The 26607-nt window shown below is 69.2% G+C and carries 23 protein-coding genes and 3 tRNA genes; 14 read left to right on the top strand and 12 right to left on the bottom strand.

Annotated features, from left to right (window positions below):
- Nucleotides 1-98: 98 nt before the first annotated feature.
- From JFB92_RS01975 to JFB92_RS01965, 3 genes are all read right to left on the bottom strand, one after another.
- Entirely contained in the window at nucleotides 99-779 is a 681-nt protein-coding gene (locus tag JFB92_RS01975; protein WP_199034350.1) for a hypothetical protein, read from the bottom strand.
- Nucleotides 780-1143: 364 nt separating this feature from the next.
- Nucleotides 1144-1965 (bottom strand): MerR family transcriptional regulator, encoded by an 822-nt coding sequence (locus JFB92_RS01970; protein ID WP_199034373.1) that lies wholly within the window; start codon nucleotides 1963-1965, stop codon nucleotides 1144-1146.
- Nucleotides 1966-2012: 47 nt separating this feature from the next.
- Nucleotides 2013-2504, bottom strand: a complete 492-nt coding sequence (locus JFB92_RS01965; protein WP_199034348.1) for a VOC family protein — start codon at nucleotides 2502-2504, stop codon at nucleotides 2013-2015.
- A 521-nt stretch (nucleotides 2505-3025) separates the two neighbouring features.
- Here JFB92_RS01965 and JFB92_RS01960 point away from each other — a divergent pair.
- Genes JFB92_RS01960 through JFB92_RS01950 form a run of 3 tightly spaced genes read left to right on the top strand, consistent with a single transcriptional unit; the run spans nucleotide 3026 to nucleotide 6918 of the window.
- Nucleotides 3026-4933, top strand: coding sequence for a serine hydrolase domain-containing protein (locus JFB92_RS01960; RefSeq protein ID WP_199034346.1), 1908 nt, complete (start codon nucleotides 3026-3028; stop codon nucleotides 4931-4933).
- Between the two features lie 36 nt (nucleotides 4934-4969).
- A complete protein-coding gene (locus JFB92_RS01955) occupies nucleotides 4970-6271 on the top strand; it encodes a sensor histidine kinase (RefSeq protein ID WP_199034344.1) in 1302 nt (433 codons plus the stop codon).
- Entirely contained in the window at nucleotides 6259-6918 is a 660-nt protein-coding gene (locus JFB92_RS01950) for a response regulator transcription factor (RefSeq protein WP_199034342.1), read from the top strand. The genes JFB92_RS01955 and JFB92_RS01950 overlap by 13 nt, the downstream gene beginning before the upstream one ends.
- 403 nt (nucleotides 6919-7321) lie before the next feature.
- On the opposite strand, the gene JFB92_RS01945 is transcribed toward JFB92_RS01950, so the two are convergent.
- The 3 genes from JFB92_RS01945 to JFB92_RS01935 form a co-directional block, all read right to left on the bottom strand.
- On the bottom strand, nucleotides 7322-9067 hold the full coding sequence (locus JFB92_RS01945) for an ATP-binding protein (protein WP_199034340.1): 1746 nt from the start codon (nucleotides 9065-9067) through the stop codon (nucleotides 7322-7324).
- Between the two features lie 610 nt (nucleotides 9068-9677).
- A tRNA-Ser gene (locus JFB92_RS01940) sits at nucleotides 9678-9767 on the bottom strand.
- A gap of 72 nt (nucleotides 9768-9839) precedes the next feature.
- Complete coding sequence (locus JFB92_RS01935; protein WP_199034338.1) at nucleotides 9840-10619, bottom strand: CPBP family intramembrane glutamic endopeptidase; 780 nt, start codon at nucleotides 10617-10619, stop codon at nucleotides 9840-9842.
- 290 nt (nucleotides 10620-10909) lie between these two features.
- Here JFB92_RS01935 and JFB92_RS01930 point away from each other — a divergent pair, with 290 nt between their 5' ends.
- The 3 genes from JFB92_RS01930 (at nucleotide 10910) to mshD (ending at nucleotide 12921) form a co-directional block, all read left to right on the top strand.
- Nucleotides 10910-11746, top strand: coding sequence for a (2Fe-2S)-binding protein (locus tag JFB92_RS01930; RefSeq protein ID WP_199034336.1), 837 nt, complete (start codon nucleotides 10910-10912; stop codon nucleotides 11744-11746).
- Between the two features lie 39 nt (nucleotides 11747-11785).
- Nucleotides 11786-11878: transfer RNA gene (locus JFB92_RS01925), tRNA-Ser, on the top strand.
- 101 nt (nucleotides 11879-11979) lie between these two features.
- Nucleotides 11980-12921: a mycothiol synthase gene (gene mshD / locus JFB92_RS01920; RefSeq protein WP_199034334.1), complete on the top strand. Its 942-nt coding sequence runs from the start codon at nucleotides 11980-11982 to the stop codon at nucleotides 12919-12921.
- Here mshD and JFB92_RS01915 read toward each other — a convergent pair.
- The 5 genes from JFB92_RS01915 to JFB92_RS01895 all read right to left on the bottom strand — a co-directional run bounded on the left by JFB92_RS01915 (nucleotide 12918) and on the right by JFB92_RS01895 (nucleotide 18852).
- Nucleotides 12918-13652, bottom strand: coding sequence for an NUDIX domain-containing protein (locus JFB92_RS01915; protein WP_199034332.1), 735 nt, complete (start codon nucleotides 13650-13652; stop codon nucleotides 12918-12920). The genes mshD and JFB92_RS01915 overlap by 4 nt on opposite strands.
- 50 nt (nucleotides 13653-13702) lie before the next feature.
- On the bottom strand, nucleotides 13703-14707 hold the full coding sequence (locus JFB92_RS01910; RefSeq protein ID WP_199034330.1) for an inorganic phosphate transporter: 1005 nt from the start codon (nucleotides 14705-14707) through the stop codon (nucleotides 13703-13705).
- A 1-nt stretch (nucleotide 14708) separates the two neighbouring features.
- Entirely contained in the window at nucleotides 14709-15338 is a 630-nt protein-coding gene (locus JFB92_RS01905) for a DUF47 domain-containing protein (RefSeq protein WP_199034329.1), read from the bottom strand.
- A gap of 194 nt (nucleotides 15339-15532) precedes the next feature.
- Nucleotides 15533-17563 (bottom strand): ATP-dependent DNA helicase, encoded by a 2031-nt coding sequence (locus JFB92_RS01900; RefSeq protein ID WP_199034328.1) that lies wholly within the window; start codon nucleotides 17561-17563, stop codon nucleotides 15533-15535.
- Nucleotides 17560-18852, bottom strand: coding sequence for an AI-2E family transporter (locus tag JFB92_RS01895; protein WP_233162138.1), 1293 nt, complete (start codon nucleotides 18850-18852; stop codon nucleotides 17560-17562). The genes JFB92_RS01900 and JFB92_RS01895 overlap by 4 nt, the downstream gene beginning before the upstream one ends.
- Nucleotides 18853-19045: 193 nt before the next feature.
- Between JFB92_RS01895 and JFB92_RS01890 the strand changes: the two genes are divergently transcribed.
- From JFB92_RS01890 to JFB92_RS01880, 3 genes are read left to right on the top strand one after another with little or no spacing between them, the layout of a single operon-like run.
- On the top strand, nucleotides 19046-19384 hold the full coding sequence (locus JFB92_RS01890) for a GroES family chaperonin (protein ID WP_307788988.1): 339 nt from the start codon (nucleotides 19046-19048) through the stop codon (nucleotides 19382-19384).
- Nucleotides 19384-20325, top strand: coding sequence for a prephenate dehydrogenase (locus tag JFB92_RS01885; RefSeq protein ID WP_199034326.1), 942 nt, complete (start codon nucleotides 19384-19386; stop codon nucleotides 20323-20325). Before JFB92_RS01890 ends, JFB92_RS01885 begins: the two co-directional genes overlap by 1 nt.
- On the top strand, nucleotides 20322-22013 hold the full coding sequence (locus JFB92_RS01880) for a DUF885 domain-containing protein (protein WP_199034325.1): 1692 nt from the start codon (nucleotides 20322-20324) through the stop codon (nucleotides 22011-22013). Before JFB92_RS01885 ends, JFB92_RS01880 begins: the two co-directional genes overlap by 4 nt.
- Before the next feature lie 96 nt (nucleotides 22014-22109).
- On the opposite strand, the gene JFB92_RS01875 is transcribed toward JFB92_RS01880, so the two are convergent.
- On the bottom strand, nucleotides 22110-23252 hold the full coding sequence (locus JFB92_RS01875) for a winged helix DNA-binding domain-containing protein (RefSeq protein ID WP_199034324.1): 1143 nt from the start codon (nucleotides 23250-23252) through the stop codon (nucleotides 22110-22112).
- A 93-nt stretch (nucleotides 23253-23345) separates the two neighbouring features.
- Between JFB92_RS01875 and JFB92_RS01870 the strand changes: the two genes are divergently transcribed.
- From JFB92_RS01870 to JFB92_RS01850, 5 genes are all read left to right on the top strand, one after another.
- On the top strand, nucleotides 23346-24035 hold the full coding sequence (locus JFB92_RS01870) for a hypothetical protein (RefSeq protein ID WP_199034323.1): 690 nt from the start codon (nucleotides 23346-23348) through the stop codon (nucleotides 24033-24035).
- A 92-nt stretch (nucleotides 24036-24127) separates the two neighbouring features.
- Nucleotides 24128-24203: transfer RNA gene (locus JFB92_RS01865), tRNA-Arg, on the top strand.
- Nucleotides 24204-24313: 110 nt separating this feature from the next.
- The gene (locus tag JFB92_RS01860) at nucleotides 24314-24907 is read left to right on the top strand and encodes a 3'-5' exonuclease (protein ID WP_199034322.1); all 594 of its coding nucleotides are present in this window, start codon (nucleotides 24314-24316) and stop codon (nucleotides 24905-24907) included.
- 301 nt (nucleotides 24908-25208) lie between these two features.
- Entirely contained in the window at nucleotides 25209-26084 is an 876-nt protein-coding gene (locus JFB92_RS01855; RefSeq protein WP_199034321.1) for a DUF4190 domain-containing protein, read from the top strand.
- 158 nt (nucleotides 26085-26242) lie between these two features.
- Nucleotides 26243-26581: a DUF952 domain-containing protein gene (locus tag JFB92_RS01850; protein ID WP_199034320.1), complete on the top strand. Its 339-nt coding sequence runs from the start codon at nucleotides 26243-26245 to the stop codon at nucleotides 26579-26581.
- Nucleotides 26582-26607: the final 26 nt, after the last annotated feature.

The raw sequence follows: 26607 nt of genomic DNA, 5'->3' as shown, positions 1-26607 counted from the left end.
CGTCTCGGCGAACGATCCGGCCTCTTTCGTCCTCATAGCACGAAACCGGGGTTTCGCCACCTCCTGTAGCCCATGGCTAGGAGACATCGAAGTGGCGACTACGGAAGGTCGTCGTATCGGCAGTGACTGACGTTGGATTCCTGCTGCTGCGAGATGAGTTCGACCATCGAAGCATCCGAATCGGCCTCGTCCAGGAGGTACCCGATCGAGAGGATGTCCGTACTCACACGCGGATCCTGCTCGCGAACCGCCAAATCCTGGACCTGTTCGATCCCGGCTTCGTAGTCGCCGGGGTCCAACTCCAAAGCGAGCTCCACCGCCTCCTCGTAGTTCACGCAGAGCGCCGCCCCCTGGGATTCGACGGCCGAGTGGAGATCGTCGATCGAGACGCTGAGACTTTCCATCGGGTTCCCGGGCTCATTCTGCTCGTCCGGGGGAAGAATGGCTTTCAAGCCGGTTCCGATGCAGGTCGCCACTACGCCGAGTAGGAGCGCGGAGAACGTGAACTGCTTGGTGAACCGCCGCAGGACCCAGTGTCCGAGCTTCTTCGCATTCCCCGGCTCGGGCGGCGGAGGCCGCGCATCCGGGTCGTCGTAGACGAGCGGACCGCCGGGGAGCCATCGCCGGGACAGCTCGGGTTCACGGCCGCCATCGGACTCGGCCTCCTCGGCCGGTTCATTTTCGATTTCGGGCGAGTCGTCGTCTGGAGGGCTGCGATCCGGCTGCTGCTCGGTCATGCTCGCTCCCTGGTCCTGGGCCTGCGGATCACCATCAGCCATCGGATCCTCGGACGCGACCGCGACTTCCACCTGGGCGCCGAGATCGAGAACCGGCTGCTCATCCCGCCGTCCAAAACCTTGGTGGAGGTCACGACCGACGAGCGGGTCCCCTACTGGGCGCCCGACACCGTCACCTCGGCCGCGTCACCATCGGATCGAGGGCTGCATGCGTTCGATAGTACGGTTCGGAGGCCAACCGCGGACGACACCGGGGGAGCGGATCCTGATCACCGCGCCTGAGCGGGAAACCGGCAGCTCGCACCGCAGGTCTTCGGAGCAGTCAAGCGCGCAGTGGACACCGATCCGCGCCCCGGCCGGTTCCTCGTGCCCGGCTCGGTCCGACGCTCTCTTCGACCCCCGGCCCTCATTCCCACGTAGCTGTTTCCGGGTCCACCCCGTTGGCCGCGGCGTTGGCCGCGAGAACCTCCCCCAGCCAACGCGCCAGACCGCTCGCGAGGCCGTCGTAGTGGGCCGCGAATCCGGGATCCTCGACGAACATGCGGCCCATGCACACCTGCATCGAACGCGTGCAGTCGAAATACGTCGACATCAGAGCGCGATGACGTTCGGCCAATGCGTTCGCCTCGGCCGAGCCCGGTGCGATCCCCGAACGCTTCGCCGCGGCCAGGTCCGCCTCGAAGTCCGCGGTCTCGGCCGCCACCCGTTCCCAGTCGGTGGGCGTCAGCGCAGCGGCCCGGCGCGAATACTGCGCCCATTGGGCGGTCTCCCCCCAGCGCTGCCGGGCATCGTCCTCCCATTCCGGACGCCAGTCGTTGCCGAATATCTCGACCTGCTGTTCCGGACTGAGTCGGATCCCCGTCTCCGAGGCCGCCAACATCCGCTCCACCGCGCCCACCATCCGCTCCAACCGCTCGATGCGCGCCCGCAGCTCGACCCGCTGCCGGCGCAGTTGGTCGCGCTCCGCCGTCTCAGGGTCGTCGAGGATCTGGCCGATCCGCGTCAGATCGAGCCCCAGTTCCCGGTACACCAGCACTTTGTGGATGCGCGCCACGTCCTCGTGCGAATAGACCCGGTAGCCGGCGCCGGTTCGGCTGCCTGGGCGCACCAGGCCGATCGCGTCCCAATGGTGCAGGGTCCGAACGCTCACCCCGACCAGGGCGGCGGCCCGGCCGACCGTCAGTCCGTCGGCCGGGCCGGACTCGAAGCGCGCCGAGTCACCTTTCATCGTTCCAGTGTCGCCGAGCCGGTCGAGCCTCAGCAGCGGCGCCTCTGTCATGGTTTCGGAATCTGGAACCCCGCCTCGCGGAGCTCGTCGGCGAGCTCGCTTTCCGGGTCGATCGGCCGGGCCGCCGTCATCACCACCTTGGTGCGCTCCGGAGTGACGACGGTCAGCTCGACGGAGTTCCACGGCATCTCGCGGGGCCCTTGGGTGCATCCGGGCACCAGCTCCTCGCAGCGCTGGCGGATCTGCTCGATCTGATCGGGCACACACGCGAAGTTGACGCTCACCGCTGAAGCCTCCTCGGGCTGCTCACCCGGTACGAGGAGCACGTCCTGGAACGCCCACCGGCGCAAATGCGTCACCTGACCGGGAATCGTGAACAGATCGACGAATCCCAGGCCCTCGATCCAGAAGTCGCGTGACGCCTCCAGGTCGGCGGTCGGACTGAGCGTGAACATGGGCATTCCGTAGAACCCCCAGTAGATCTCGGGGGCCTCGGCGTGGAGATCCGGCAGTGGCACTGGGCTGTGGTATTCGGTCATGACCGAATAGTCGCCCCTCACGCCGCGTCAGGGTCAAGTCGAGGATGGCGCACCTCACTTCCACGGCCGCAGTCCGTGCCGGCAAAGGACCCCGACGGCCCTGGCGTTTCGGAGAACTCCGGCACCGGCGACCTCGGCCACACCGCTGACGATCCTGAATGGATCGACTGGGAGCAGATCGAGCCGCTCCCGACCGGGACCGCCGCGACCGACCACGGCTCCTCAAGCATGGGCGGCCCCGACGACATTCCGTACACGAAGTGCGGCTGGTGGTGGGTGCTCGACTGGCCCCTGACCGGCGGCACCGATAGCAGCACGCCTCGAGCCTCGATGTCCGCGCCGAGCCGACCTTCGGCGCGAGAAGCCGTCAGCAACTCGTCGGATATCCGTGGCCCGCAGTGTCCAAGTGCCGCTCGAGTGGGGAAACCTGGAAGGAAAAGACGCCAGCCAGCCCTATTCCTGCCTAGATGTCATATTTCTATCGTGGAAGTGTGCATTCCTCGATTAGGAAGTAGTCCCAGATGTCCAGGAGATTGAAGTTCGGCTTCCCGTTGGCAACCGCCGTCGGCGCGCTGGTCGTGACCGCCGTGGTCCCCGCTCCGGCGGGGGCGCAGGAGCCGGCCGAGGTCGAGCGGACCGTCGGCGAGTTGATGGAGCGGTACGAGATCCCGGGCGGTGCGGTGGCGGTCGTCGACGGCGACGGGGTCGCCGCCTACGGCCTGGGCTCGGCCGATGAGACCAGCGGCGCGGACGTCGATCCGGACCGGACGGTGTTCCCGATCGACTCGGTGACGAAGGCGTTCACCGCGACCGTGGTGATGAGCCTGGTCGACGAGGGCGTGCTCGACCTCGACGCGGACGTCAACGAGTACCTGGACCGGATCGAGGTCGAACAGACCTATCCGGACCGACCGGTCACGCTGCGGCATCTGCTCACGCACACCGCCGGTTTCGAAGAGCAGGTCGTCGGCATCCTCGGCGACGGCTCCGGCTCGGTCGAGGACCTCGAAGACCACCTGGCCGAACACCTCCCCGAACGGGTCCGCCCCCCTGGCGAGGTGTCCGCCTACTCCAACTACGGTCTGGCCCTGGCCGGGCAGGTGGCGGCGGACGCCGCCGACGTGCCATTCGACCGGTTGGCCTCGCAGCGCCTGCTCGAACCGCTCCAGATGCGAGCGACCAGCCTCAGTGCCGATCCGCCCGACGCGCTCGAACAGCAGGCCGCGACCCTCTACGGCTCCGACCTGAAGCCGCTCGAACGCCACGGTGATCTGCTGTACCCGGCCGGCGGAGCGATGTCGACCGCCGCCGACATGGGCCTTTTCATGCGGATGCACCTCGAAGGCGGTGCCCCCGTGCTCTCCGAGGAGGCCACAGGAGAACTCCACAGTGAGCAGTTCAGGTCCGATCCCCGTCTGCCCGGCCTGGCCCTGGCCTTCCACGAGGAGTACCGGGGCGAGACCAGGATGCTGACTCACGGCGGTGACGGGCCCGGATCGCACAGCCTGCTGACACTCGTCCCCGAGCGCGATCTGGGCATCTTCGTCGTCTTCAACGGCGACGGCCGCGACGGCGCGGCGGCCGCAGCCGCAGCGGTCGCCACCGACCGCCTCCTCGACCTGCTGCTCGGCCCCTCCGACTCGGCCGACGGCCCCGCCGGGCAGGCCGCGCCGGCCACCGCCGCCGAAGCGACCCCGGGAACCTACCGCACCACGCGCATGAACTACAGCGACTACACGAGCCTGTTCCTCGCCCTGGGATCGGACGTGGCCGTCACCGTCGGCGAAGACGGCCACGTCACCACCACCGGGATGAGCAACGACCTGGAAGTGACCGAGCAACGCTGGGAGCCGGCCGGCGACGGCCTCTACCGCGAGCAGGGAGGAACCCGCCTGATCGCCTTCGGCGAACATGACGGCCGCCTGATGCTCTACGACGGCGCCACCGCCTACGAACAGGTTCCCTGGTACCGCAATGCCACGCTGCTGCTCGGGGGCGCCGCCGCCGGACTGGTGATCCTGCTGAGCCTGCTCTGGTGGCCGGCGGCCCGGCTGCTGCGTCGCGTCCTCGGGCGCCGCGTTCGCCCCGCCGGTTCGGGCGAGCGCACCGCCTCGGCCAGCGCCGGAACCACCGCCGCCTTGATAGTCGCCTTCGTCGTCGCCATAGCGGCGTCGGCGGCCGACTCCGAGCAGTTCGAACTCGCCGTCCTACAGGGAACGCCGACCGTGGCGCTGGCGGCGATCCCGATCGCCCTGGCAGTGATCGGCACCGCGTCGATGGCCGTGTGCGCGGTGCTCGCGTGGCGGCGCCGGTGGTGGAGCGCCGGACGGCGGCTGCATTACACGCTCGCCGCGGCCGGAGCCGCCGCGTTCGTCGCGGTCGCGCACGCGTACCACTTCACCGTCGCGCCACTGACGCTGTTGGGATGAACCAGAATGAGACGGGATCCGACGAGGAGGAAGCCGATGACTGCCGATCGCGGCCCAGCACCGACCCGCGCCCGGTGGCGTGAGGCCGCGATGGGGCCGCTGCGACCGGTGACCTGGCGGCGGACGCTCCACGCGCTGCTCGATCTGCCGGTCGGACTGGCCGGGTGGCTCTACGCCACGGCATGCGCCTTCGCGGCCGTGCTGGTCCCGGTCGGCGTCGGGCTACCGCTGCTGGCCGCCGGGATCATCGGTGCCCGAGCCTGGGCCGGGCTCGAACGCGGTCGCGCCAGACGGCTTATCGGCGTGCGCGTCGACGGGCCCACGCCGCTGCGGCCCGAACCGCCGGGCCTGTTCGGATGGACCCGCGCCGCGCTCCGGGACGGCCCCGGGTGGCGTTCGCTCGGCTACCTGCTGCTGCTGGGCCTGTGGTCGGTCCCAGCCGCGGCGCTCGGTTTCGCCTGCGCGGTGGTGGGACTGGCGTTGCTGACCTATCCGGCGTGGTTCTGGCTGCTCGGGACGCTCAGTGATCAACCCGGGCTTGCCTTGGGGGGACCCGGCGGGTGGCGGTACCTCGATTCGCCCGCCGAAGTCGCGGCGGCCGCGGTGGTCGGGGCAGCACTGCTCCTGGCGCTGTCGCCGCTGACACGGGCCCTGACCGGCGTCGACCGGGCGCTGGTCCGCGGCCTGCTCGGCCCGGTCACGCTGGCTCAGCGAGCCGACGACCTCGCGGCCGGCCGCAGCAGCGCGGTCGCCTCGGCCGCCGAGGACCGACGCCGCATCGAACGTGACCTCCACGACGGCGCCCAGGCCCGGATGGTGGCCGTCGCCATGGACGTGGGCATGGCCCGCAGCAAACTCGACTCCGATCCAGCGAGCGCGGCCGACCTGCTCGCACTCGCGCACGACGAGTCCAAACGGGCCATCGCCGAACTGCGCGACCTCGCCCGCGGCATCCACCCGCCCGCGCTCACCGACCGCGGACTGGCCGGAGCGCTCCCCGCCCTCGCCTCACTCAGCCGCGTCCCGGTCGACCTCGAGATCGACATCGAACCGCGACCGTCGGCATCGGTGGAGACTGTCGCCTACTACTGCGCGGCCGAGCTGCTCACCAACGCCGGCAAACACGCCGGCGCCGACCGCGTCGTGATCGTCGCCGCTCGAGACGGCGACCGGCTCGCCCTCGAAATCCGCGACGACGGCGACGGCGGCGCCGACCCCCGGGGCCCCGGATTGCGCGGTGTCGCCCACCGGCTGCGTTCAGTCGATGGGACGATGCGCATCGACAGCCCGGCCGGAGGCCCGACGACGATCCGATTGGAGATCCCGTGCGCGTCGTGATCGCCGAAGACGCCGCCGTCATCCGCGAAGGGCTCATCCGCCTGCTCACCGACGCCGGCCACGAAGTGGCGGCCGCGGTCGGCGACGCCCCGACACTCCTCGACGCCGTCGCCGAGCACCGGCCCGAGCTCGCTGTGATCGACGTGCGAATGCCCCCCGACCACACCGATGACGGGCTCCGGGCCGCAGTGCGGCTGCGGCGGGAATACCCGCACACGGCCGTGTTGATCTTCTCTCAATACGTCGAGGAGCACTACGCTTCGGAGCTGCTCACCGCCTCCGGCGGCGTCGGCTATCTGCTCAAGGACCGGGTGGCCGACGTGACCGATTTCCTGGCCGCCGTCGATCGCGTGGCCGCGGGCGGCACCGCGCTCGACGGCGAGGTGGTCGCGCAGATCTTCACTTCTGTACGCCGACGAGCCGCGATCGCAAGTCTCACCGCGCGCGAACGGGAAGTGCTGGCGGCCATGAGCGAAGGCTGCTCGAACGCCGCGATCGCCGAGCGCCTCTCCATCTCCGTCGGCGCCGTCGAGAAGCACGCCTCGAACGTGTTCGACAAACTCGGGCTCCGACCGACACCGGCCGAGAACCGCCGCGTGCTCGCCGTCCTCGCCCACCTCGGCGCCATCCGACCGACCGGCGCCTGACACCGGCCACGCCGACGACCTAACGATCAGTCGTCCATGGTGCCACGGCCTCGTCTCGGTCAGCCGGGACGAGGGACGACGGCAGGCCGTGATCTCCGAGGCCGGACGTCACTACTTCGAGCACAGTGCCCACCCTTTTCTTCGCACGTATCGGCGGATGTTCAAGGGCCAGAAGAACACAAAGCAGTCCCGGCGATCCTGTGTTCATGCAGGTCGGCGGGGCTTTGTTGGCGGAGGATGGGGGATTCGAACCCCCGACCGGGATCAACCGGAACCCGCTTAGGGAGGCGGGTTACAAGTTCCTCGATCGAGACCCGCGTCTACCAGGCAATATACCGGTCGGGATCCGCCCGACGAGTAGAAGCAAGTCAGGGGTTCGGCTCCCTTTAACTCCACCAACACTTCAGCCCTCGAACAGAGGGTTCTGCGAGTTCCTGCGGTATCTGGCGTGCTTGCTCCTCGGGCTCGTGCCGACGAGGTCGACCATTCCTTCTTCGCGCATCCGGCCGAGCCAGTACCGCACCACCGGGTCCGAAAGTCCAGTCGCGGTTGCCAAATCGCTTCGCGACATGGTGCTGTCGCCCAGTGCGGCAAGGATCTCCGGACGACGATCGGCTCGTAGACGCGAAGGCTGTGGGGTCTCTCGTACCTTGTAGCGGGCCCAGCGCCTAGAACCGGTCTGCTCGAGCAGTTCCCGGGCTACCATGTCCTGGAGTTCGGCGGTCGCGATCCTGGAGTCGACGCGGGTAGCTTCGCGGTAGGCGCGGTTGTCGAATCCGGGCTCGTCTCTGAACAACACCAGTGCCAGGCGCTGAGAGTCGCTCAATCCGGTCTGGTTGAGGCTATCCAACCAGGCGATCGCCTCGTCGCTCAGCAGCGAGTGGTTGGGGAAGGTGACCGTGAAGGATGAGACGCGGTCGTCGAAGCGGGGCGGGTTCATGCCTGCCCTCCGCAACGCGTCCAGCATCGAGCGAATGCCCGATCCCCGGTTTTCGCAGACCGTGTGCGTCCGGTCGGGCAAGGTCACGTCCTCCAGCAATTTCAGCAAAGTGGCGTTGCGGGATGAAGAAAGCCCCTCTTCACCAAGCGTGTCGACGGTGACTGGTCCGAACAGTCCACCGGGGTTGCGGATCGCCAACCGGTCGGGGTACATCTCGATCTGCACCTGCGTTCCCAGCGCTGCGGTGGAGTAGTCCCGGTGGGCCAGGGCGTTCGTGATCGCCTCGCGCAGTGCGGTATCGGGATACTCCCAGAGGTCCTCCCTACCGATTCCGGTGATGACCGCTCGTCGCGACATGTTGCGCCGCAACACCGCGAGCGCGTCCTCGACGATGACCGGGATCGGGCCCTCGAAGACCGCGTTGTCGAGGAACCGCGTCCCGTCGCCGACCGGACCGGTGCTCGTGGGGTAGTGCACGAAGCTGACCATCAACTGCGGGAACCGCTCCTGGGGGTACGAGCCGAGGGCCAGCAGGCCCGCCAGGGAGACCTGGTCCTGGTCCACTAGGACTCTCGCCCGTCGCAGAACGTCCTCTTCGTCGAGGTGCGCGAATGCTCGCGGTCGCGCCTGGCGGAGGCGACCGGTCAGGGTCGCCACGCTTGCCGGGTCGAGATCGTCGACAGTAGTGCCCTCTACGGCCCGCTCGTCCTCTTTCGGCTGGCCGCGCGAGGACAGCATCATCTGCACTTCGTAGGAGGTGAGGCGGCGGTCGCCGTCCCCGACCCTAATGAAGCTGCCTTGACTGATCCCGGCCCCACGGTAGAAGCAGGGCCTGAGTGCCTGGTCGAGCGCGGGTATTTCCGCAACCACGACTTGTGCGCCCTCGAATACATGCGGAGTGATGAGGGGACGAAGGGGCGGGTCCATCTCCGTCGAGCACAGGCTCGCCAGGTCGGCGCTCATCTTGGCCGGGTCGGACACTCCGACCGCCCCGAACCCGGTCTTCTCGTCCAACCCGAGGATCAGCACCCCGCCGCGAGTATTCGCGAATGCCGACAAAGTCTCGCGAACCGTCTTCGGAAGTCCGCCGCTGGCGCGCTTCACCTCGATCTCGGCGAGGTCACCGCCGATCGCCCGCAAATTGGCCACGATCTCAGCGAGCTCCTCGTCAAGCACGGCCCGCGCCTCCATCATCATGTCAACTAACATGTTAATTGGCATGATACTGCGATCAACCCGCGGCAGATGCTCGCCCTACCGCGAGCGGAGAGTCAGTCAGCGCGCCTGGGCTCGAAGAGCGCTCCCGACGGATACGAAACTATAGGGTCGGACCGACACGATGTCGAGGTTCGCGGATGTCCCGAACGTCGCAACGATCACGTGAAGGAACAGGTAGATGGAGCGTTCAGGTCCATTGAACGAGCAGCAGCTCGAGACCCTTCGGCTGATCGGGGCCGGTGATGACCTCAGCAGCGAGCAGCATGTCAAGCGGCGGAACACCCCGCGGTACTACATCCACTCACCCACGACCTGCTTCCCATATATCGGGAATCTGGACCCAAAGTTCACTCCTTGGAATGAATCAACCTGAGCCACAGTCAAATTGGCACCGAAGCTTCGGCCGGTATTTGGCCGGAAGCTGGTTGGCGATAGCGGGACGGGACTGGACGCAATTGGCGACGGCAATCCAGGCAAGCGACGTAATCGCAGGTCAGTGGCACAGAACGGCTAGATTTCGCACAAAGTGGCGGATGTTCGAAGATCAGAAAACCAAGCAGCCCCGGCGATCCTGTGTTGTTGCAGGTCAGCGGGGCTCTGTTGGCGGAGGATGGGGGATTCGAACCCCCGACCGGGATCAACCGGAACCCGCTTAGCAGGCGGGCGCACTAGGCCACTATGCGAATCCTCCGTACGTGCTGGCACGTACCGAGAAACGAGCATACCGGCAATCGCTCCCGCCTGCTAAGCGGGTTGCCTCCGGTCAGAGCCAGCTCACGTGCGGGGCGACTACCAGGTAGCCGACGAAGGCGACGATGTCGAGGACGGCGTGGGCCACGACCAGGGGGCCGGTGCGTTTCCAGCGGAGGAAGGCCACGGCGAAGACCGCGCCCATGACGACGTTGCCGATGAAGCCGCCGAGCCCCTGGTAGAGGTGGTAGGTGCCGCGCAGGGCCGCGTGGGCGGTCACGATCGCGGCCGGGCTCCAGGCGAGCTGCTTGAGGCGGGTGATCAGGTAGCCGACGCCGACGATCTCCTCCAGCAGCGCGTTCTTGGCCGCCGAGAGCAGGAGGACCGGGACGGCCCACCAGACGTCGTTGAGGCTCGCCGCGGCGATGTCGACGTTGACGCCGAGTCCGCGGGCGGCGAGGTAGAGGCCCAGGCCGGGGATGCCGATGACCGCGGCCAGGGCCGCGCCCCGGGTCAGGTCGAAGACCGGGCGGCGGGCGTCGAGGCCGATGAGGCCGAACGGCCTGCCGCGGTCGAGCGCCAGCAGGTGCAGTGCCAGCGCGACCGGGGCGAGGGCCAGGGCGAGGCTGATCAGCTGCCGGCTCAGGTCGAGCCAGGGGCGTTCGGCCTCGGCGCGGGCGCTGTTCATGGCCACCGAGGCGTCTGAGAGCCCGCCGGGCTCGGTGAGGACGGCGAGGAAGCTGACCACGGACCAGATCGCCGAGGCGCCCAGCGACAGCGCCAGGACGATGAGGATCTCGCGGCGGATGGTCCGGGCGGGGAACGCGGGCCGGACCTCGGAGTGGTTCGCCATAGCGGTCTAGCCTGCCAGAGGCGGATCGGAAAACGCACCGCCGGTCGCACTTCGTGTGCGACGCTGCGTCGCGATTCGAGCGCAGAATCGATGCAGAGAAGGCGGGGTGCTGTGAAACCCATCCCACTCGGCGACGCTCACCAATCGCGGCACCTCGCTTTTTCACCCACTGTCGCCGCGCCCTGTCTGTCAGCTCCTTGACACTTCGCGATCCGATTCAGGTAAGGTTAGCCCAGCCTAACCTTGGAGGGGTCGCCGATGAGCGTCGCACGAGTGGAGGGCGCCACGTCGTGAGCGCCACCGCCGTCGATCTTCAGCGCCCTGACCTGCGCGCACACCCCGCATCAGCCTCTGATCCGCTCGCGCCGCTGCGGCGCGCGGCCGCCCGCATCGAGCGCGTCCACGGCCCGCACCCGCTGCGGGGCCTGCGCCACTGGCTCACCGGAGCGCCCTCCCCCGAGGGCATCCGTCTGCGCGGCTCGGAACTGGCCGACGGCTCCCGCACCGGCGAGCTCCTGGCCGACTCGGCGCAGCTGTGGGGCGGCTCCGAGCACGCCTCGTCCGCGCTGGCGTGGAAGACGTACTGCTATTGGGCGATCGTCCCGGCCGTGCTCGGCTACGTCGCGGCGCGGCGCGTCCCGGTCCTGGAGGCCGAGGACTTCCAGTTCACCATCGCCGCCGAGGGCGAGCCGATGTTCTCCGGCCGCGGGCTGCGGCCGCGCTTCCTGGTGCTGGGAGACGACCCCCTGGCCGGTTCCCCGGGCTTCGAGACGGTGCCCGGCGAGGCCGCGATGCTGGAGCGGACGCGCGAGTCGCTGTTCGACCGGCACCTGGACGGCGTCCTGGAGGCAGTGCGCGGCCGGGCCCGGGTGGGCCGCCGCACCCTGCTGGGATCGCTGGCCTCGGGGATCGCCTACGCGGTCGCCACCTGCTCGTGCGCGGGCCGCGACGCGCCAGAGGCCACCGCCAAGACCCTGCTGGAGGCGTTCGACGTCGCCGATCTGGTGGACGTCTCCACCGACGAGGACGGCCGCCTGGTCTACCGGCGGCACACCTGCTGTCTGGCGTTCACCATAGACGGATGCGGAACCTGCGCCACGTGCTGCGTGCAGAGCGCGCAGCACTGAGTGTCCGTTTGGTAGATTTGCTGTTGCCCTGCGGGGCACGGAGGGGTCGCATAGTGGACTAGTGCAGCGGTCTTGAAAACCGCCAGGCCGGTAGCCCCGGTCTCGTGGGTTCGAATCCCACCCTCTCCGCCACTTCGACCACCGGGAGTGGGGCGCGTCTGCGGCGCCCGCCCGGGAACGTAAAAGGACTCAGCACCCCGGCACGGTGCTGAGTCCAGGTATAGGTTAGCTGAATGTCGCAACATGCTTCACTTCCGGGTCGGGAAGTTCACAAAATCGTTACGCTGGCTCATCGATGCGCCGAGGCCGACGGCATCGGTCCGTTCAACGAGCAGACGACTCTCGCCCTCTCCAGACCCCCCGCCCCGGGAAGAACTCATTTCGTTGCGCGGCAAGAAGACAGCGACATGGACGTGGTCGGCTACGCCCAAGTGGAGGTGTCCGGTTCGACCGCTTCCGCGGAGTTGGCGGTCGACCCGGAGCACCGGCGGCGCGGTCTCGGCACCGGCCTGGTCCGCTCGGTGGTCGACTCGCTCGGGCCCAAGGTGTCCCGGCTTCTGGTCTGGGCGCACGGGGACCTGGACGCGGCCGCGGCACTGGCCGGGGCCGAGGGTTTCGAGCGCGACCGGGTGCTCTTCCAACTGAGCCGGGGCCTGGAGGGATTCGAATGGCCCCGGGCCTGGCCGGACGGTTTGCCGGGGAACTGGCCGACCGGGGACGGGCCGGCGGTGCGGCTGCCCGAAGGTGTCTCGTTGCGGCCCTTCGAGGTCGGGCGCGACGAGGACGAGTGGCTGCGGGTCAACTCCGCGGCCTTCGCCGACCACCCCGAGCAGGGCCGCTGGACCCTCGAGGACCTGGGGGACCGCATCGCCGAGCGGTGGTTCGACCCCGAGGGGCTGCTGGTCGCCCGCGACGAGGCGGGCATGCTCGGCTTCCACTGGACGAAGGTCGAAGGCGGCGTCGGGGAGGTCTACGTACTCGGCGTCGACCCGCGCGCCCAGGGGACCGGGCTCGGCAAGGCGCTCACGCTCGTCGGGCTGGCGCACATGGCCGCGCACGGCATCCGGCAGGTGGACCTGTACGCCGACGAGTCGAACGCCCGCGCGGTGGGCCTGTACCGATCACAGGGCTTCGAGATCGTCCGCTCCGACGTCCAGTGGGGCAAGCCGCTCTAGACGCGTTCGAGGGCCGCCGGCGGGTAGCCCTCCTCGTCCGGCAGCACCAGGCGGTCCCGCCCGCCGACCGAGACCAGCCGCGGCAGGATCGGGGTCATGTCGCGCTGCTCGGCGGCGGCGAAGACCTCCCCGACCGTGGAGTAGCGCGCCAGTTCGGCCAGGGTCGTAGCCTCCGGCACCGACATCTGGCCGCCGTACTGGCAGACGGCCTGCTCGGGACCGACCCAGGTGGCGTACTCCGGTTCGCGGACGCGGATGCGCGGCTGGAAGCCCTCGGCGAGGGTGGCCACGTAGACCCACGAGTCGAAGCGGACCGGCTCGTACTCGGGCGTGACCCAGCGGGACCAGGCCCGCTGGAGCGCCACCATCGCGCCGGTCTCCTCCTCGACCTCCCGCACGGCGGTCATCGCGACGTCGGGGTCGTCGGGCTTGTGCCGCCCGCCAGGGAAGCCGTACCGGCTCGGCCGGCCCTTCCGATCGGCCTCCGGCTCGGCGCCGGTCCAGTGCTCGGCGAGGCCGGGCGCCGGGCCGCCGTCCCCGACCCCGAAGGGCTCCTTGGCGGTGTGGCGCAGCAGGAACACCCGCAGCGGCGCCTCCCGCAGCAGGACCACGGCGGCGGCCCGCTCGGGCTCGGCGGGCGCGCCCTGGACCTTGAGCCGGGCGCGCGCCCGAGCGGCCGTGTCGTGGTCGACCGCCCGGAAGTCCCACTTCCCGTAGCGCTGGATGGACATAGTCCCACGCTATCCGAATCGCGAGGCCAGGCCCAGGGCAACGCGTGAATCTAGAAGATCCAGGTGATCGGGAAGTACAGGATCGCGCCCGCCAGCGCGGCGGTCGGGAAGGTCAGGATCCAGGCCATGACGATGTTCCGGGCCACGCCCCAGCGGACGGCCCGCTTCCCGCCGGTCGAGCCGACGCCCATGATCGCGGAGGTGATGATGTGCGTGGTCGAGATCGGCGCGCCGATGATGGTGTTGCCGAACAGCACCGCACTGGCCACGGTCTCGGCCGCGAAGCCCTGGGGCGGATGCAGGTCGATGATCCTGCGGCCCAGGGTCTTGATGATGCGCCAGCCGCCCTGGTAGGTGCCGAGGGCGAGCGCGAGGGCCGCGACGATGTAGACCCACCAGTCGATGTGCGTGGCCTCTTCCTGGTAGCCGCCGACGTAGAGGGCCAGCACGATGATGCCGATGGTCTTGGCCGCGTCCTGCATGCCGTGGCCGACGGCCATGGCCGCGGCCGAGACGGACTGGGCGTGGCGGAAGCCGCGGTTGAGCTTGTCGGGGCGTCCCTTGCGGAAGACCCAGTAGACGCCGAGCATCACCAGGAACCCGATGCCGAAGCCCACGAGCGGGGAGACGACGGTGGGGAGGGCGACCTTGGTGAGCAGGCCGGACCAGATGACGCCCGCGCTTCCGACACCGGCGAGGGTGGCGCCGACGACGCCGCCCAGGAGGGAGTGGGAGGCCGAGATGGGCCAGCCGAAGTACCAGGCGAGGTAGTTCCAGCCGATGGAACCCAGGACGCCGGCGAGCACCATGATGAGGCCGTCCTGGCTGACGGGGAGGTCGACCAGGCCCTTGGCGACCGTCGAGGCGACCTCGCCGCCGAGGTAGGCGCCGACGAAGTTGCCGATCGCGGCCATGGCCAGGGCGGTGCGGGGTTTGAGGGCCCGGGTGGAGATGGAGGTGGCGATCGCGTTCGCCGAGTCGTGGAACCCGTTGGTGAAGGCGAACAGCAGTGCCGCCGCGATCACCCCGATCGCGGCTATGAGGTTGGCGTCCACGTCAGGATTCCTTGACGTACACGGATTCGATGACGTTGCTGACGTGTTCGAAGGAGTCGCAGGCGGCCTCGAGCTCGTCGGCGACCTCCTTGAGCTTCATGACGGTGAGGGTCTCGTATTCGCCCGAGTAGAGGCGCACCAGGAGCATCCGGTAGGCGCGGTCGCCGTCGTTCTCGAGGCGGTTGCACTCGATCCAGAATTCCCGCATCTCGGCGTTGAGGCCCTGGAGCTTGGGCATGTACCGGTCCAGCAGCTCGGACTGGGACTGGAGCACGGTGATCTGCTCGATCATCTCGCGGGGGATGGCCGGCAGCTCGGAGAGGCCGTAGAGGTAGACGAGGTTGGCGGCGGCCTCGACGTGGTCGAGGACGTCGTCGAGTTTGCCTGCCAGCTCGTGCATGTCGCTGCGGTCCATCGGGGTGACGAAAGTGGAGTTGATCTTGTTGAACAGGCTGTGGGTCAGCTGGTCGTTGTCGTGCTCGACGTCGACCAGCCGCTCGGAGATCGACTGGAAGTCCGGTTTGTCGTCGCCGAGCTCGGCGAGGATCTCCACGCCGCGCTTGATGTTCCCTGCGGCCTCGGAGAAGAAGGCGTAGAAGGCGCCGTCTTGAGGTTTCAGCGAGAAACGCACTGGGTACCTCGGTCTTTCGGTTGGTCGGGCAGTCCTCACTGTACCGATTCGGGCGCGAGAAGACTGGAAATCGGTCACGCCGAAGGTAACACCCGGGTGAACGAGTCTCAAACCTCGGAAAGCCCCTGTGTGCCGATACACGTATCCGCTCTAAGCTGGGGTTCCGATTGAATTCAATATTTATTCACCTTCCGTTAACCTTCATTCGCCGCCAGACCCGCGAGCCATGAATTGGCGCTCTTGGCGACGTTTGCGAGCCGTAAATTGGCACCCTTGGCGACGCTTGCGAGCCATAAATTGGCAGAGTCGGCGAGCCTGCCGAGCGCCCCCACGGCCGAGTCGGACTTCGTCGTGTACCAGAAGGGCGGCAACGAATCTCGAAGAAAACGCCCGTAGGACCGGCTCGTCTCCAGGCGCGAGTCGAGGATCGCGACCACCCCGCGGTCGTCGACGCGGCGGATGAGCCGCCCGGCCCCCTGAGCGAGCCTGATCGCCGCCGCCGGGACCGAGACCTCGGTGAAGCCCGAGCGGCCGTCGTTGTCGGCCGCCTCGCTTCGGGCGGCCGTCAACGGCTCGGTCGGGCGCGGGAACGGGATGCGGTCGACCACGACCAGGCGGCAGGTGTCGCCGGGCACGTCGACCCCCTGCCACAGGCTCATGACCCCGAGCAGGCAGGTCGAATCCTCCTCCTTGAAGCGCTTGACGAGACTGCCGAGGGTCTCCTCGCCCTGCAGGAGGATGTCGAAGTCGCAGTGCTCGCGCAGCAGGACCGCGGCGGCCTCGGCGGCGCGCTTGGAGGAGAACAGCCCGAGCGTCGCGCCGCGGCTGGCCTCGACCAGGCGCAGCAGCTCCTTGCCGGTCTCCTCCGACAGGCCCGAGGCCGTGGGGCGGGGCAGCGCGGAGGCGACGTAGAGGATGCCCTGCTTGCGGTAGTCGAACGGCGAGCCGACATCTAGAGATTCCCAGTCGGCTTGGTCGTCGCCGAGCCCGATGCCGCGGGCGACGGTGTCGAACTTGCCGCCGAGCGTCAGCGTCGCCGAAGTCGCGATGACGGTGCGCTCGTCGTAGAGCCGCTCGGCGAGCATGTCGCCGACCGACAGCGGCGCCGCCACCAGCTGCGGGCCGTTCGGCTCGGCCCAGATCACGTCGTCAGGAGAGGGGGCCGCGCAGCGCCCGGCGGTCGCCTGGGTCTCGCTGATCCCGGCCTTGAGCTGCTGAGTGCTCAGCTGCTTCTTGGTCTCGTCGTCGAGGTTCTGGATCGGGGCGGTGGCCTTGGCGCACGCCGCGTTGATCAGGTGCAGCGCCTCGGTGAGCGGCGCCGGGAGCTCGTCGGGGAAGCGGCGCTCCCCGGCCATGCCGAGCGCGTTCTCGAGCGAGTCGGCGGCCTCGCGGAGCTCGTCGGCCACGTCGGCGTCGATCAGGCGGCGGCCGCGCTGAGCCAGCCAGCGCAGGCGCGCCGGGCTCAGCTCGTCGCGCGCGGCCGAGGTGACCCGGTCGACCAGTTCGTGGGCCTCGTCGACGATCAGCACCTCGTGCTCGGGCAGGACGGTGCGGCCGTGCATCATGTCGATCGACAGCAGCGCGTGGTTGGTGACGACGATGTCGGCCTCGCGGGCGCGGGCCCGCGCCAGTTCGGCGAAGCAGTCCGAGCCCTGCGCGCAGTTGTTCGCGCCGACGCACTCGGTGGCCGAGGTCGAACCCTGCCGCCAGGCCCGGTCGGACACCCCCGGGTCGAGGTCGTCGCGGTCGCCGGTGTCGGTCTCATTGGCCCAGGCGAAGAGCCGCTGCACCTGCCCCGCGTACGACTTCTGCTGTCCGGCCCACTTGAGCTCCTCGGTCCCGTCGAGGGCGCCGTCCTCTTCTTCCTCCTCGCCGGAGAGCTTGCGCTTGCAGATGTAGTTGTGGCGGCCCTTGAACAGCGCGAAGGTCGGCCTGCGGCCCAGGACGGGCTCGACGGACTCGACCAGGCGCGGCAGGTCGACCGCCACGAGCTGGTGCTGGAGGGCCAGGGTGGCGGTGGAGACCACCACGGTCTTGCCGGCCGCCAGGGCCGCGCACAGGTAGGCCAGCGACTTTCCCGTGCCGGTGCCGGCCTGGACCAGCAGGTGGCGGCCCTCGTCGATGGCCTCCTCGACCGCTTCGCACATCCGGCGCTGGCCCTCTCGGGCCTGGCCCCCGGGAGTGGCCCCCACCGCCGCGTCGAGGATCTCCAATGCACCGGTCATGTGGTCTGGATCGACTCCTCACCGAGGTCGGTGGGGTCTTCGTGCTCCCGGCCGGACGCGGCCTCGCGCTCGTCGGCCTCGCGTCTGGCCTCACGGTAGCGGTTGAGGGCGCGGACGGTGCCGTTGACGATCGCCAGCAGCGGCACGGCGATGAGCGCACCGACGATGCCGAAGACGAAGCCGCCGCCGGTGACGGCCAGGATGATGGCCAGGGGGTGGAGCTTGACCGCGCGGCTCATCAGGATCGGCTGGAGCAGGTTCGACTCCAGCTGCTGGACCAGCAGCACGATGCCTAGGACCAGCAGGGCGTTGACCAGGCCGTTGTCGGTGCCGACCAGGGCCACGATCACCGCGAACGCACCCGAGATGGTGGCTCCGACGATCGGGATGAAGGCGCCGAGGAAGATCAGCGTGGTCAGCGGCAGCGCGAGGGGGATGTTGAGCAGCCACAGCCCCAGGCCGATGAAGATGGCGTCGACGGCCGCCACGACGATGACCATGCGCATGTACTGGACCAGGGTGGTCCAGCCCGCGCCGCCGGCGTAGCGGACCGGCTCCTTGGCGGCCTTCGGGAGCATCCCGGTCAGGAAGTTCCAGATGCCGCGGCCGTCGCGCATGAAGAAGTAGGTGGTGAACAGGACCAGGAACAGGCCGGTGAAGAAGTAGCCGAGGCCGGTCGCGGTGGAACCGGCGATCGACAGGCCGTTGTCGATGAGCGTCTGCTGGTTGTCGCCGAGCCAGTCGGTGATGTTCGCCTGAGCGTTGTTCAGGATCTCGGCCATCTGGTCGCCGTCGAGGCCGTAGGGCCCGGACTCCAGCCAGTCCTGCAGGTCGGTCAGCCCGCCCTCGATCTGCTCCCAGAACTCGGGGATGCCGTCGATGAACTGCTGCACGACGAACGTCAGCACCAGGCCCACCACACCGAGCCCGGCGATGAGCACCAGGATGGAGGCCAGGGACTTGTTCCAGCCGTGCTTGATGAGGACACCGGCGACCGGCTGGAGCATGGCCGCCAGCAGGAAGGAGATCGCCAACGGGATCATCACGACGGTGACCTGGTTCATCAGCCAGAACACCACGGCGATGGCGGCGCCGATGATGAGCATCCGCCACGACCAGGCGGCGGCGATCGCCAGCCCCGTGGGAACGTAGCGCCGCTCCGGCGATTCACCGTTGCCGTCGCCGGCCTCATCGGAGATCTCTTCGGTCTCGGCCGGTGGCGCGGGCAGCGCGGCCGGGTCCTCGGCCTCGCCGCGGGCGGCCGAGAACCGTTCGACAGACGGACTCATGCGCATGCCGATCCACAGTCTCTTCGCTCTGTCTGCGGTGCGGCGGAATCGGCTCACGGTGTCTCCAAACGACGTAAGAGTGACGTCAACACGTACGGTACCGGTCGCGTGCGACCGACGACCGGCTGGTGGAGCGTGAGAAGCGACGCTCGCTTTGGATCGCCGCAGGCCCCGAGCGGTAGGCTCGGGCGCTGTGACCGATACACCGTTGGAATCCGACACCGGGCTGCCGATCCGCCTGCTCCACGACCGCCTGCTGGTGCGCGAGGACCCCGAGGCCGAGCGACGCTCCTCCGGGGGGATCGTGATACCGGCCACCGCCACGATGGGCAAGCGGCTGCGCTGGGCCGAGGCGGTCGCGGTCGGCCCGCTGGTCCGCTCGGTGCAGGCCGGCGACCACGTCCTGTTCGACCCCGAGGAGCGCTCCGAGGTCGAGCTGCAGGGCCGCTCCTACATCCTCCTGCGCGAGCGCGACGTCCACGCGGTCGCGGCCAAGCGCGTCGACTCCGACGGCACCGGGCTGTACCTCTGATGCGCGTCGCTGTCATGGGGCTGGGCCTCATCGGCGGCTCCGTGGCACTGGCTCTGGCCGAGGCCGGGCACGACGTGGTCGGCTACGACACCGATCCGGCGACCCGGAGCGCCGCCGCGGAGCGCTTCGCGGTGGCCGAGGACCCGCGGGCGCTGCGCGAGAGCGACCTCGCCGTGGTCGCGGTGCCGCTCCGGCTGACCGGACGGTCCGTGCGGGAGACGTTCGCGCCGGGCGAGTACTCCGGGATCGTCACCGACGTGGCGTCGGTGAAGCAGGAGGTCCTGCGCCAGTCCGGCGCCCACCCGCGGTTCGTGGCCGGACACCCCATGGCGGGAAAGGAGACGGCCGGCTTCGCCGCCGCCGAGGCCGGACTGTTCGCCGGCCGGACCTGGGTGCTGTGCCTGGAGGAGGACACCGACCTGGACGCCTGGGCGACGACGGCGCGGCTGTGGACCTCGCTGGGAGCCAGGGTGGTGCCGACGACCGCGGCGGCCCATGACGCGGCGGTCGCGCGGGTCTCCCACGTCGAGCACCTCGTGGCCGCGGCGCTGACGCTGAACGCCGCCGACCCCCTCGCCAGGACTCTGGGGTCCGGTTCGTTCCGGGACGGCACCCGCGTGGCCGCGAGCCCCGCCTCGCTCGTCGAGGGCATGGCCGAGGGCAACCGGGACGGGATCATCGCCGCGCTCGAGGGTCTCGCGCGGGAGCTGGAGGCGGCGTTCGAGGCCGTCGCCGACGGGCCCGGCGCGGGCCTCGGCGAGTGGTGGGAGCGGGCCCGAGAACTGCGCTCGACCTGGCCCGACGAACCCGCCGAGCGGGAATCAATTCAGTTGAACCGCGAGAACCTGCTGGACCTGGGCGCGGCCGGCGGATGGGTGGAGTCCATGGAGGTCAATGAGGTCGCCACGGTCTGTCGCCCTCGCGTAAAGTCCACTCCATGAGAGAAATCGATCGGATAGCGGACAAGTACGTCGAGGACGTGCTGGCGCACAGCCCCATGACCGCCACCTACATGGGCGTCCCGGGATCGGACCATCTGCTCGACGACCTCTCCCCCGCGGGCATCGCGGCAGAGGTCGAGCTGGCACGGAACGCGATCGCCGCGGCCGAGGCCGCCGAGCCGGCCGACGAGCGGGAGCGCGTCGCCAAGGAGGCGATGCTCGAGCGCCTCAAGCTCGCGGTCGAGCGCTACGACGCGGGCGACACCTTCCTGGGCCTCAACGTCATCACCTCCGGTGTCCACGACGTGCGGCAGATTTTCGACCTGATGCCGCACGAGGGCCGGGAGGCGGCCGAGAACGTCGCCGCCCGCCTGGCGGCGGTCCCTGACGCGTTCAAGCAGTACACCGAGACGCTGCGGGCTGAGGCCGCGGCCGGACGGGTGGCCTCCGAGCGGCAGGTCCTCGAGGTGGCCCGGCACTGCGACAACTGGAACGGCGCCAATGGCGACGACTTCTGGGCCGGTCTGATCGGGCGCATCACGGTCGACGGCGAGCCGATCACCAGCGGGAAACTGAAGATCGGCCTCGGCAACGGCGCCGCCTGGGCGCGGGCGGCGACGACGAAGTTCGCGAACTTCCTGCGCGACGAGCTGGCGCCGCAGGCGCCTACGACGGACGCGGTCGGGCGGGACCGCTACTCCCGGGCGTCGCGGTACTTCATCGGGGCCGAGATCGACCTCGAGGAGACCTACCAGTGGGGCTGGAACGAGCTGGCGCGGATCAAGGCCGACATGGAGGCGACGGCCGGGAAGATCAAGCCGGGCGCGACGCTGGCCGAGACGGTCGAGGCGCTCGACTCCGACCCCGACCAGAACATGACCGACAAGGACGCGTTCCGCGACTGGATGCAGGCGCTGGCCGACGAGACCGTCGCGGACCTGGCCGGCACCCACTTCGACATCCCCGACCAGGTCCGGCGCATCGACTGCAAGATCGCCCCCACCGAGGACGGGGCCATCTACTACACCGGTCCCAGCGAGGACTTCACCCGGCCGGGCGCGATGTGGTGGTCGGTCCCCGGCGACCAGACCAGCTTCTCCAAGTGGCGCGAGAAGTCCACTGTCTACCATGAGGGCGTGCCGGGCCACCACCTCCAGATCGGGCAGGCCGCGACCCGCTCCGAACTGCTCAACCGCTTCCAGCGGAACCTGCTCATGTCCTCCGGGCACGCCGAGGGCTGGGCGCTCTACTCCGAGCGGCTCATGGACGAACTGGGCTACTACGACGACGACCCGGCCGGACGCCTGGGCATGCTCGACGCGCAGGCCATGCGGGCCGCCCGCGTCGTGGTCGACATCGGCCTGCACTGCGAGTTCGAGATCCCGGCCGACAACCCGTTCGGGTGGCGCCCGGGCGAGCAGTGGGACGGCGAGAAGATGTGGGAGTTCATGCGCGCCCACATCTACACTGTCGAGGACGCCATGCTCACCTTCGAACGCAACCGCTACCTCGGCTGGCCGGGCCAGGCGCCGTCCTACAAGGTCGGCGAGCGCCTGTGGATGCAGGCCCGCGAGGACTACCGCGAACGCAAGGGCGCCGGCTTCAGCCTCAAGGACTTCCACACCGACGCGCTGAACCTCGGCCCGATGGGCCTGGGTCCATTCGCCGACGCGCTCGAGCGCCTGTAGCACCGCGAAACTGCCGGGGCGGCGGGGACTCCCGCCGCCCCTTTCCGTCCCCACGGCCGCCGGAATCCCGGTCGACGTCGCGGGCCGGACCCGGCCTCAGGCGTGGTCGAGGCCGAGGTCCATCTCCTCGCGCTGGTACCAGGCCCGCAGGCGGTCGGCTCCGCGGCGCATGGCGGCGATCTCGGCGGCGGTGAAGCCGCGCAGCCGATAGGTCGCGATCTCGACCCTCTGCTTGGTCAGCGTCGCCTTCCAGTGCCCGATCAGCTGGCCGTCGAGCAGGATCGCCGAGTTGAAGCGCGGCCGGTCCGGGAAGTCGGCGCGCGGGACCGAGGGATGCAGGACCCAGTCCTTGGAGTCGGTGTAGGAGCACAGCATCTCGTCCCAGCCCTGCACGAAGTCGACCCGCGGGCCGCCCTCGCGCGGCCCGGGCGGCTCGGACTCGAAGTAGCAGACCCGCCCGTCGATCAGCGCCGCCCGCAGGTCCAGGTCGGCGATGGCCTTCTTGGCGTCGGCGACCTTCAGGCTCCCCCAGCGGGTGAAATCCTTGAGCGTCGCCGGGCCGCGCGAGACGAAGAAGCGGCGGGCCAGCTCGCGGAGGGCGTCTTCGCGCTCGATGTTCCCGGCCGGGACGCGCTCGTCGAAGTTCGCGTACGTCTGCTGCCTGCCCCGCGGGGTCCCCGAGCAGATCGCCGCCTCCAGTTCGGCGTGCATGAGGATGTAGATCATCTGCTGGTTGGACGGCGCGGGCACCCCGGCCTCGACCAGGGCCTCCACCGCCTCCTCACGAGCGAGGTGGCGTCCGCCGGCGGTGGCCTCGGCCAGGATCTGGTCGCACCGGGCGAGCAGGTCCTCGGAGAGGCCCCCGTTGCGGGTCATCGACGCGAGCACCTGGTGCACGCGGTCGGCGGTGGCCGCCAGCATCATCCGCAGGTCGCCGACCGGAACGGTGTGCCAGGTCGTCCGCAGCACGTGCGTGCGCACCACCGAGCCGTTCTCGATGAGCTCGTCCACGGCCTCGACCGGCGCGAACGCCCCGTCGGGCCCGGGGGCGGCGCGCACGGCGGGGGTGAGCTTCGAGGAGTAGACCTCCTGGGACTGGACGGCCCCCAGGTGCTCGAACGCTTCCATCGGGGTGGCCCGGGGCTCTCCCCACAGCCCTTGGGTCCGGGCCCGCCAGGCGGCGATTTCGCCGGGTTCGAGCGTGAGCTCTGATGGAGTTGGTGTGGTGGGAGTCGCCATTGGCACATGCTAACGGCGGGGTGCGACGTGAAGCATCGTCATCTGTGGGCGAACGGGTGGACAAAGGTTGCAAAGAGCGGCCACACTTAGTGCATGTCGCTGCCCCGAGCGGTCCTCAGACTCTCCAACGACGTCCTCGCCGAAATGAACGACGACGATCGTCTGGCCTTCGCTTACGCGCACGGCCCGGCCCTGACCGGCTTCGGTGACGACGCGGAACTGGTCTGCGTCTGGGAGGCCGAATCAGTCCCCTCGGAGGTCCACGGCGAGGCGGTGCATCTCACCGTCGCGCGCTTCGAGTCGCTCTTGGAGCAGCTCGCGCGCGGCGAAGGCTGGCGCGAACCCGGCGACGAGGCGCTGCGCCTCATCGCGGCCTTCGCCGAGGGCTCCCTTCTGGCCGACGACTCCGAACTCGGCTCGCGGGCGCGAGCTGAGCTGACCGAGTTCCCGCAGGCCCTGGCCGACGCCTCCCGCGAAGCGGTCGAGCTCGAGGCCGAGGAGATCGCCAAGCGCCTCGGTGACGCCGAGGACCCCTGGGACCTCGCCGAGGCCCTCACCGGCGGCCTCCACCGCGCCTACGTGGCCCTGTTCGCCGCCGCCGGCCACCTCTTCCCGGGCCGCGACCACCGCCGCGAATACGTCGAGCGCTACCTGCTGGGCAACGAGGTCCCCGCAGCCGAAGCGGCCCTGTGGGAAGCCGCGGCCGCGCCCCAGCCCGACCGCGCCCAGAACCTCCCGGCGGCCTGGAGGACCCTGGTCCGGACGGTCCTGGACAACTGCTGACAGATGACTCAGAGCACACCTCCGAACCCGGTTGCAGCCCCGATCGCGTCCCGGGTAAGCTGGTGCGCGGCCTGGTCGAACAGATCAGATATGCGCCCCTAGCTCAACGGATAGAGCATCTGACTACGGATCAGAAGGTTGGGGGTTCGAATCCCTCGGGGCGCGCCAACCAAGCGAGTGAAAGCCGGATTTCAGGGTTCTGAGTCCGGCTTTTCCCGTATCCGCCTCCTCGGTCCGTTCCCGGTCGGGGTGGTCCGCCGGGCTATGGAGGTTGCATCTTGGACGCGTGGGTGGCGCTGGACTTCGAGACCGCCAACGGCAGCCGGGCCAGTGCCTGCTCGGTCGCGCTGGTGCGGGTGGAGGGCGGCGAGGTCGCCGAAACGTTCTCGACGCTCATCCGGCCGCCGGAGGGCCACGACGAGTTCTGGTCCCGCAACACCGCGATCCACGGCATCCGTTCGGTCGACGTCGCCGGCGCCCCGGGCTGGCGGCAGGTGTGGAAGCAGATGGACGACTTCATCGCGGGAGCGCCGGTCGTCGCCCACAACGCCGCGTTCGACCTGTCGGTGATCCGCGCGGCCAACGCCGCCACCGGCGTCCCCTGGCCGACCCTGCGCTACGCGTGCACGGTCGTCCTCGCCCGCCGAACCTGGCCGGGCCTGCCCAACTACCGGCTGCCGCGAGTCGCCCAGGCGGCCGGGGTCCGCTTCACCGACCACCACCGAGCCGAAGCCGACGCACTGGCCGCCGCCCAAATCCTCCTCGCCCAACAGCGGCACCACGCCACCACCACCATCGACGACCTCGTCACCGCCACCAGAGTCCGCTGGGGCCGACTCGACCCCACCGGCTACACCACCTGCAAGCACTGAGCCCTCGCGGCACAGGTTCGAATCGGTCAAGGCTCCCGCCGACGAGTGACGCGATCATGGCAGAGGATCGCCACTCGGTTACGCTGGAAACTCTTCAATTCTGTAAGAGACAGTGAGTCCCCTGATGAACGACCCCTCTTCGGAACAGCCGAGCCCGCCCCGATACGACCCCTACGCCTACTCCCAGGAATCGACCGATTCAACCCGGCCACCCGGCGCTCCGGAGTTCCCTCCCGGATACCCGCCGATCCAGCCTCCGGTGGGCGGCGTCCGGCCCCCGGGGTCCGGCCCGTCGAACGGTATGGGCACAACCGCCCTGGTCCTGGGGATATGCGGCCTGGCCTCGGGCTGGATCCCCGTCCTCGGATGCCTCGGATGGGTGGCATGCGTTCTGGCGATCGTGTTCGGAGCCATCGGCCTCGCCAAAGCCAATGGCGGGCAGGCCACGAACAAGGGGTCCGCCACGGCGGGTCTGATCCTCGGTATCGCCGGCCTCGTCGTCGGAGTACTCCTGACTGTCACCCTGTGGAGCGTCGCAGATACCAGCGGACCCACGACCTCGACGGTCGAGGAGGACGCAGTTGCCTCCGAAACCGAAGGCGTCGACCAGCAGGAATCGACGAGCGACGAAGATACGGCGGAAGAGGAGGAAGCGGAGCCCGCCGGCATCGGCGACGGCATCTGGGAGATCGGGACCGAGATCGCCCCGGGAACCTACGTCGCCACCGCTCCCGGTGACAGTGTGTTCGACAGCTGCTATGTGGCGCGACTGTCGGGGTTCAGCGGTGAATTCGAGGACATCATCGCCAACGACAACATCGACGGTGGAGCTCGCGGTCGAGTCACGATTTCAGAGGACGATGAGGGCATCGAGCTCTCCGGCGGCTGTGAGTGGCAGGCGGCCTCGGAGGCCAACGCGGTCGAACTCGGAGACAGCGCGGGCGATGGCACCTGGGAGGTCGGCACCGAGATCCAGCCCGGAACCTACGTGACGCAGCCCGAAGGAGAAGGAGTCTTCGACAGCTGTTACGTTGCCCGGCTCTCGGGCTTCGGCATGGACTTCGAGGACATCATCGCCAACGACAACATCGACGGTGGGGCCCAAGGTCGGATCACCATCGAGGACTCGGATGCGGGAGTGAAGTTCTCGGGCGGCTGCACTTGGGAGAAGGAGTGACTCGGTCGTAGGAGACCATTCCGGGAAGCGGTCGGGTTCGTGGTGATCGGATGCGGTCGCGCTCATTCCGCATCGCGTCCCGGGTCGCCTCCGATCCAGTGGAGGTACCACGCTGCTAATGGCTGGCGCGGTGGTTTCGGCGTCGGTACCGTGCTCCCATGACCGAACTGCTGCATCTGACCGAGCGGCCCCGGTGGGAGGCCGCGCTGGCTTCGGGCCGGTACGAGGGTTCGACCCGGGGGGTGAGCCTGGCCGAGCAGGGTTTCATTCACTGTTCGCTGGCCCATCAGCTTCCGGCGGTGGCCGAGTTCGTCTACGGTGACCACCCGCGGCCTGAGGAACTGGTGGTGCTGGTGATCGACGACGGTCGCGTGGACGTCCCGATCCGCTACGAAGCGATGGAAGAGGGCGGCGAGGAGTACCCGCACATTTACGGACCGCTCAAGGTCGAAGCCGTCTCCGAAGTGCGGCCCTGGTCGAGCGATCGGCGGTCTTGACGGCCGCTTGCGGCGAGGGCCGGGCC

Source organism: Glycomyces salinus (assembly GCF_016428645.1).
Taxonomy (GTDB): domain Bacteria; phylum Actinomycetota; class Actinomycetes; order Mycobacteriales; family Micromonosporaceae; genus Glycomyces; species Glycomyces salinus.
The sequence above is the reverse complement of the archived record's forward strand: the minus strand, read 5'-3'. Positions and strand labels throughout refer to the sequence as shown.

Excerpts from the sequence above, each read along its gene's own strand:
- JFB92_RS01915 (WP_199034332.1), bottom strand. The coding sequence starts at position 13,652 with ATGTCCATCCAGCGCTACGGGAAGTGGGACTTCCGGGCGGTCGACCAC.
- mshD (WP_199034334.1), top strand. The coding sequence starts at position 11,980 with ATGTCGCAACATGCTTCACTTCCGGGTCGGGAAGTTCACAAAATCGTT.
- JFB92_RS01850 (WP_199034320.1), top strand. The coding sequence starts at position 26,243 with ATGACCGAACTGCTGCATCTGACCGAGCGGCCCCGGTGGGAGGCCGCG.
- JFB92_RS01855 (WP_199034321.1), top strand. The coding sequence starts at position 25,209 with ATGGGCACAACCGCCCTGGTCCTGGGGATATGCGGCCTGGCCTCGGGC.
- JFB92_RS01965 (WP_199034348.1), bottom strand. The coding sequence starts at position 2,504 with ATGACCGAATACCACAGCCCAGTGCCACTGCCGGATCTCCACGCCGAG.
- JFB92_RS01900 (WP_199034328.1), bottom strand. The coding sequence starts at position 17,563 with ATGACCGGTGCATTGGAGATCCTCGACGCGGCGGTGGGGGCCACTCCC.
- JFB92_RS01885 (WP_199034326.1), top strand. The coding sequence starts at position 19,384 with ATGCGCGTCGCTGTCATGGGGCTGGGCCTCATCGGCGGCTCCGTGGCA.
- JFB92_RS01880 (WP_199034325.1), top strand. The coding sequence starts at position 20,322 with ATGAGAGAAATCGATCGGATAGCGGACAAGTACGTCGAGGACGTGCTG.
- JFB92_RS01955 (WP_199034344.1), top strand. The coding sequence starts at position 4,970 with ATGACTGCCGATCGCGGCCCAGCACCGACCCGCGCCCGGTGGCGTGAG.
- JFB92_RS01895 (WP_233162138.1), bottom strand. The coding sequence starts at position 18,852 with ATGAGTCCGTCTGTCGAACGGTTCTCGGCCGCCCGCGGCGAGGCCGAG.
- JFB92_RS01945 (WP_199034340.1), bottom strand. The coding sequence starts at position 9,067 with ATGTTAGTTGACATGATGATGGAGGCGCGGGCCGTGCTTGACGAGGAG.
- JFB92_RS01970 (WP_199034373.1), bottom strand. The coding sequence starts at position 1,965 with ATGAAAGGTGACTCGGCGCGCTTCGAGTCCGGCCCGGCCGACGGACTG.
- JFB92_RS01935 (WP_199034338.1), bottom strand. The coding sequence starts at position 10,619 with ATGGCGAACCACTCCGAGGTCCGGCCCGCGTTCCCCGCCCGGACCATC.
- JFB92_RS01960 (WP_199034346.1), top strand. The coding sequence starts at position 3,026 with ATGTCCAGGAGATTGAAGTTCGGCTTCCCGTTGGCAACCGCCGTCGGC.
- JFB92_RS01875 (WP_199034324.1), bottom strand. The coding sequence starts at position 23,252 with ATGGCGACTCCCACCACACCAACTCCATCAGAGCTCACGCTCGAACCC.
- JFB92_RS01975 (WP_199034350.1), bottom strand. The coding sequence starts at position 779 with ATGGCTGATGGTGATCCGCAGGCCCAGGACCAGGGAGCGAGCATGACC.
- JFB92_RS01870 (WP_199034323.1), top strand. The coding sequence starts at position 23,346 with ATGTCGCTGCCCCGAGCGGTCCTCAGACTCTCCAACGACGTCCTCGCC.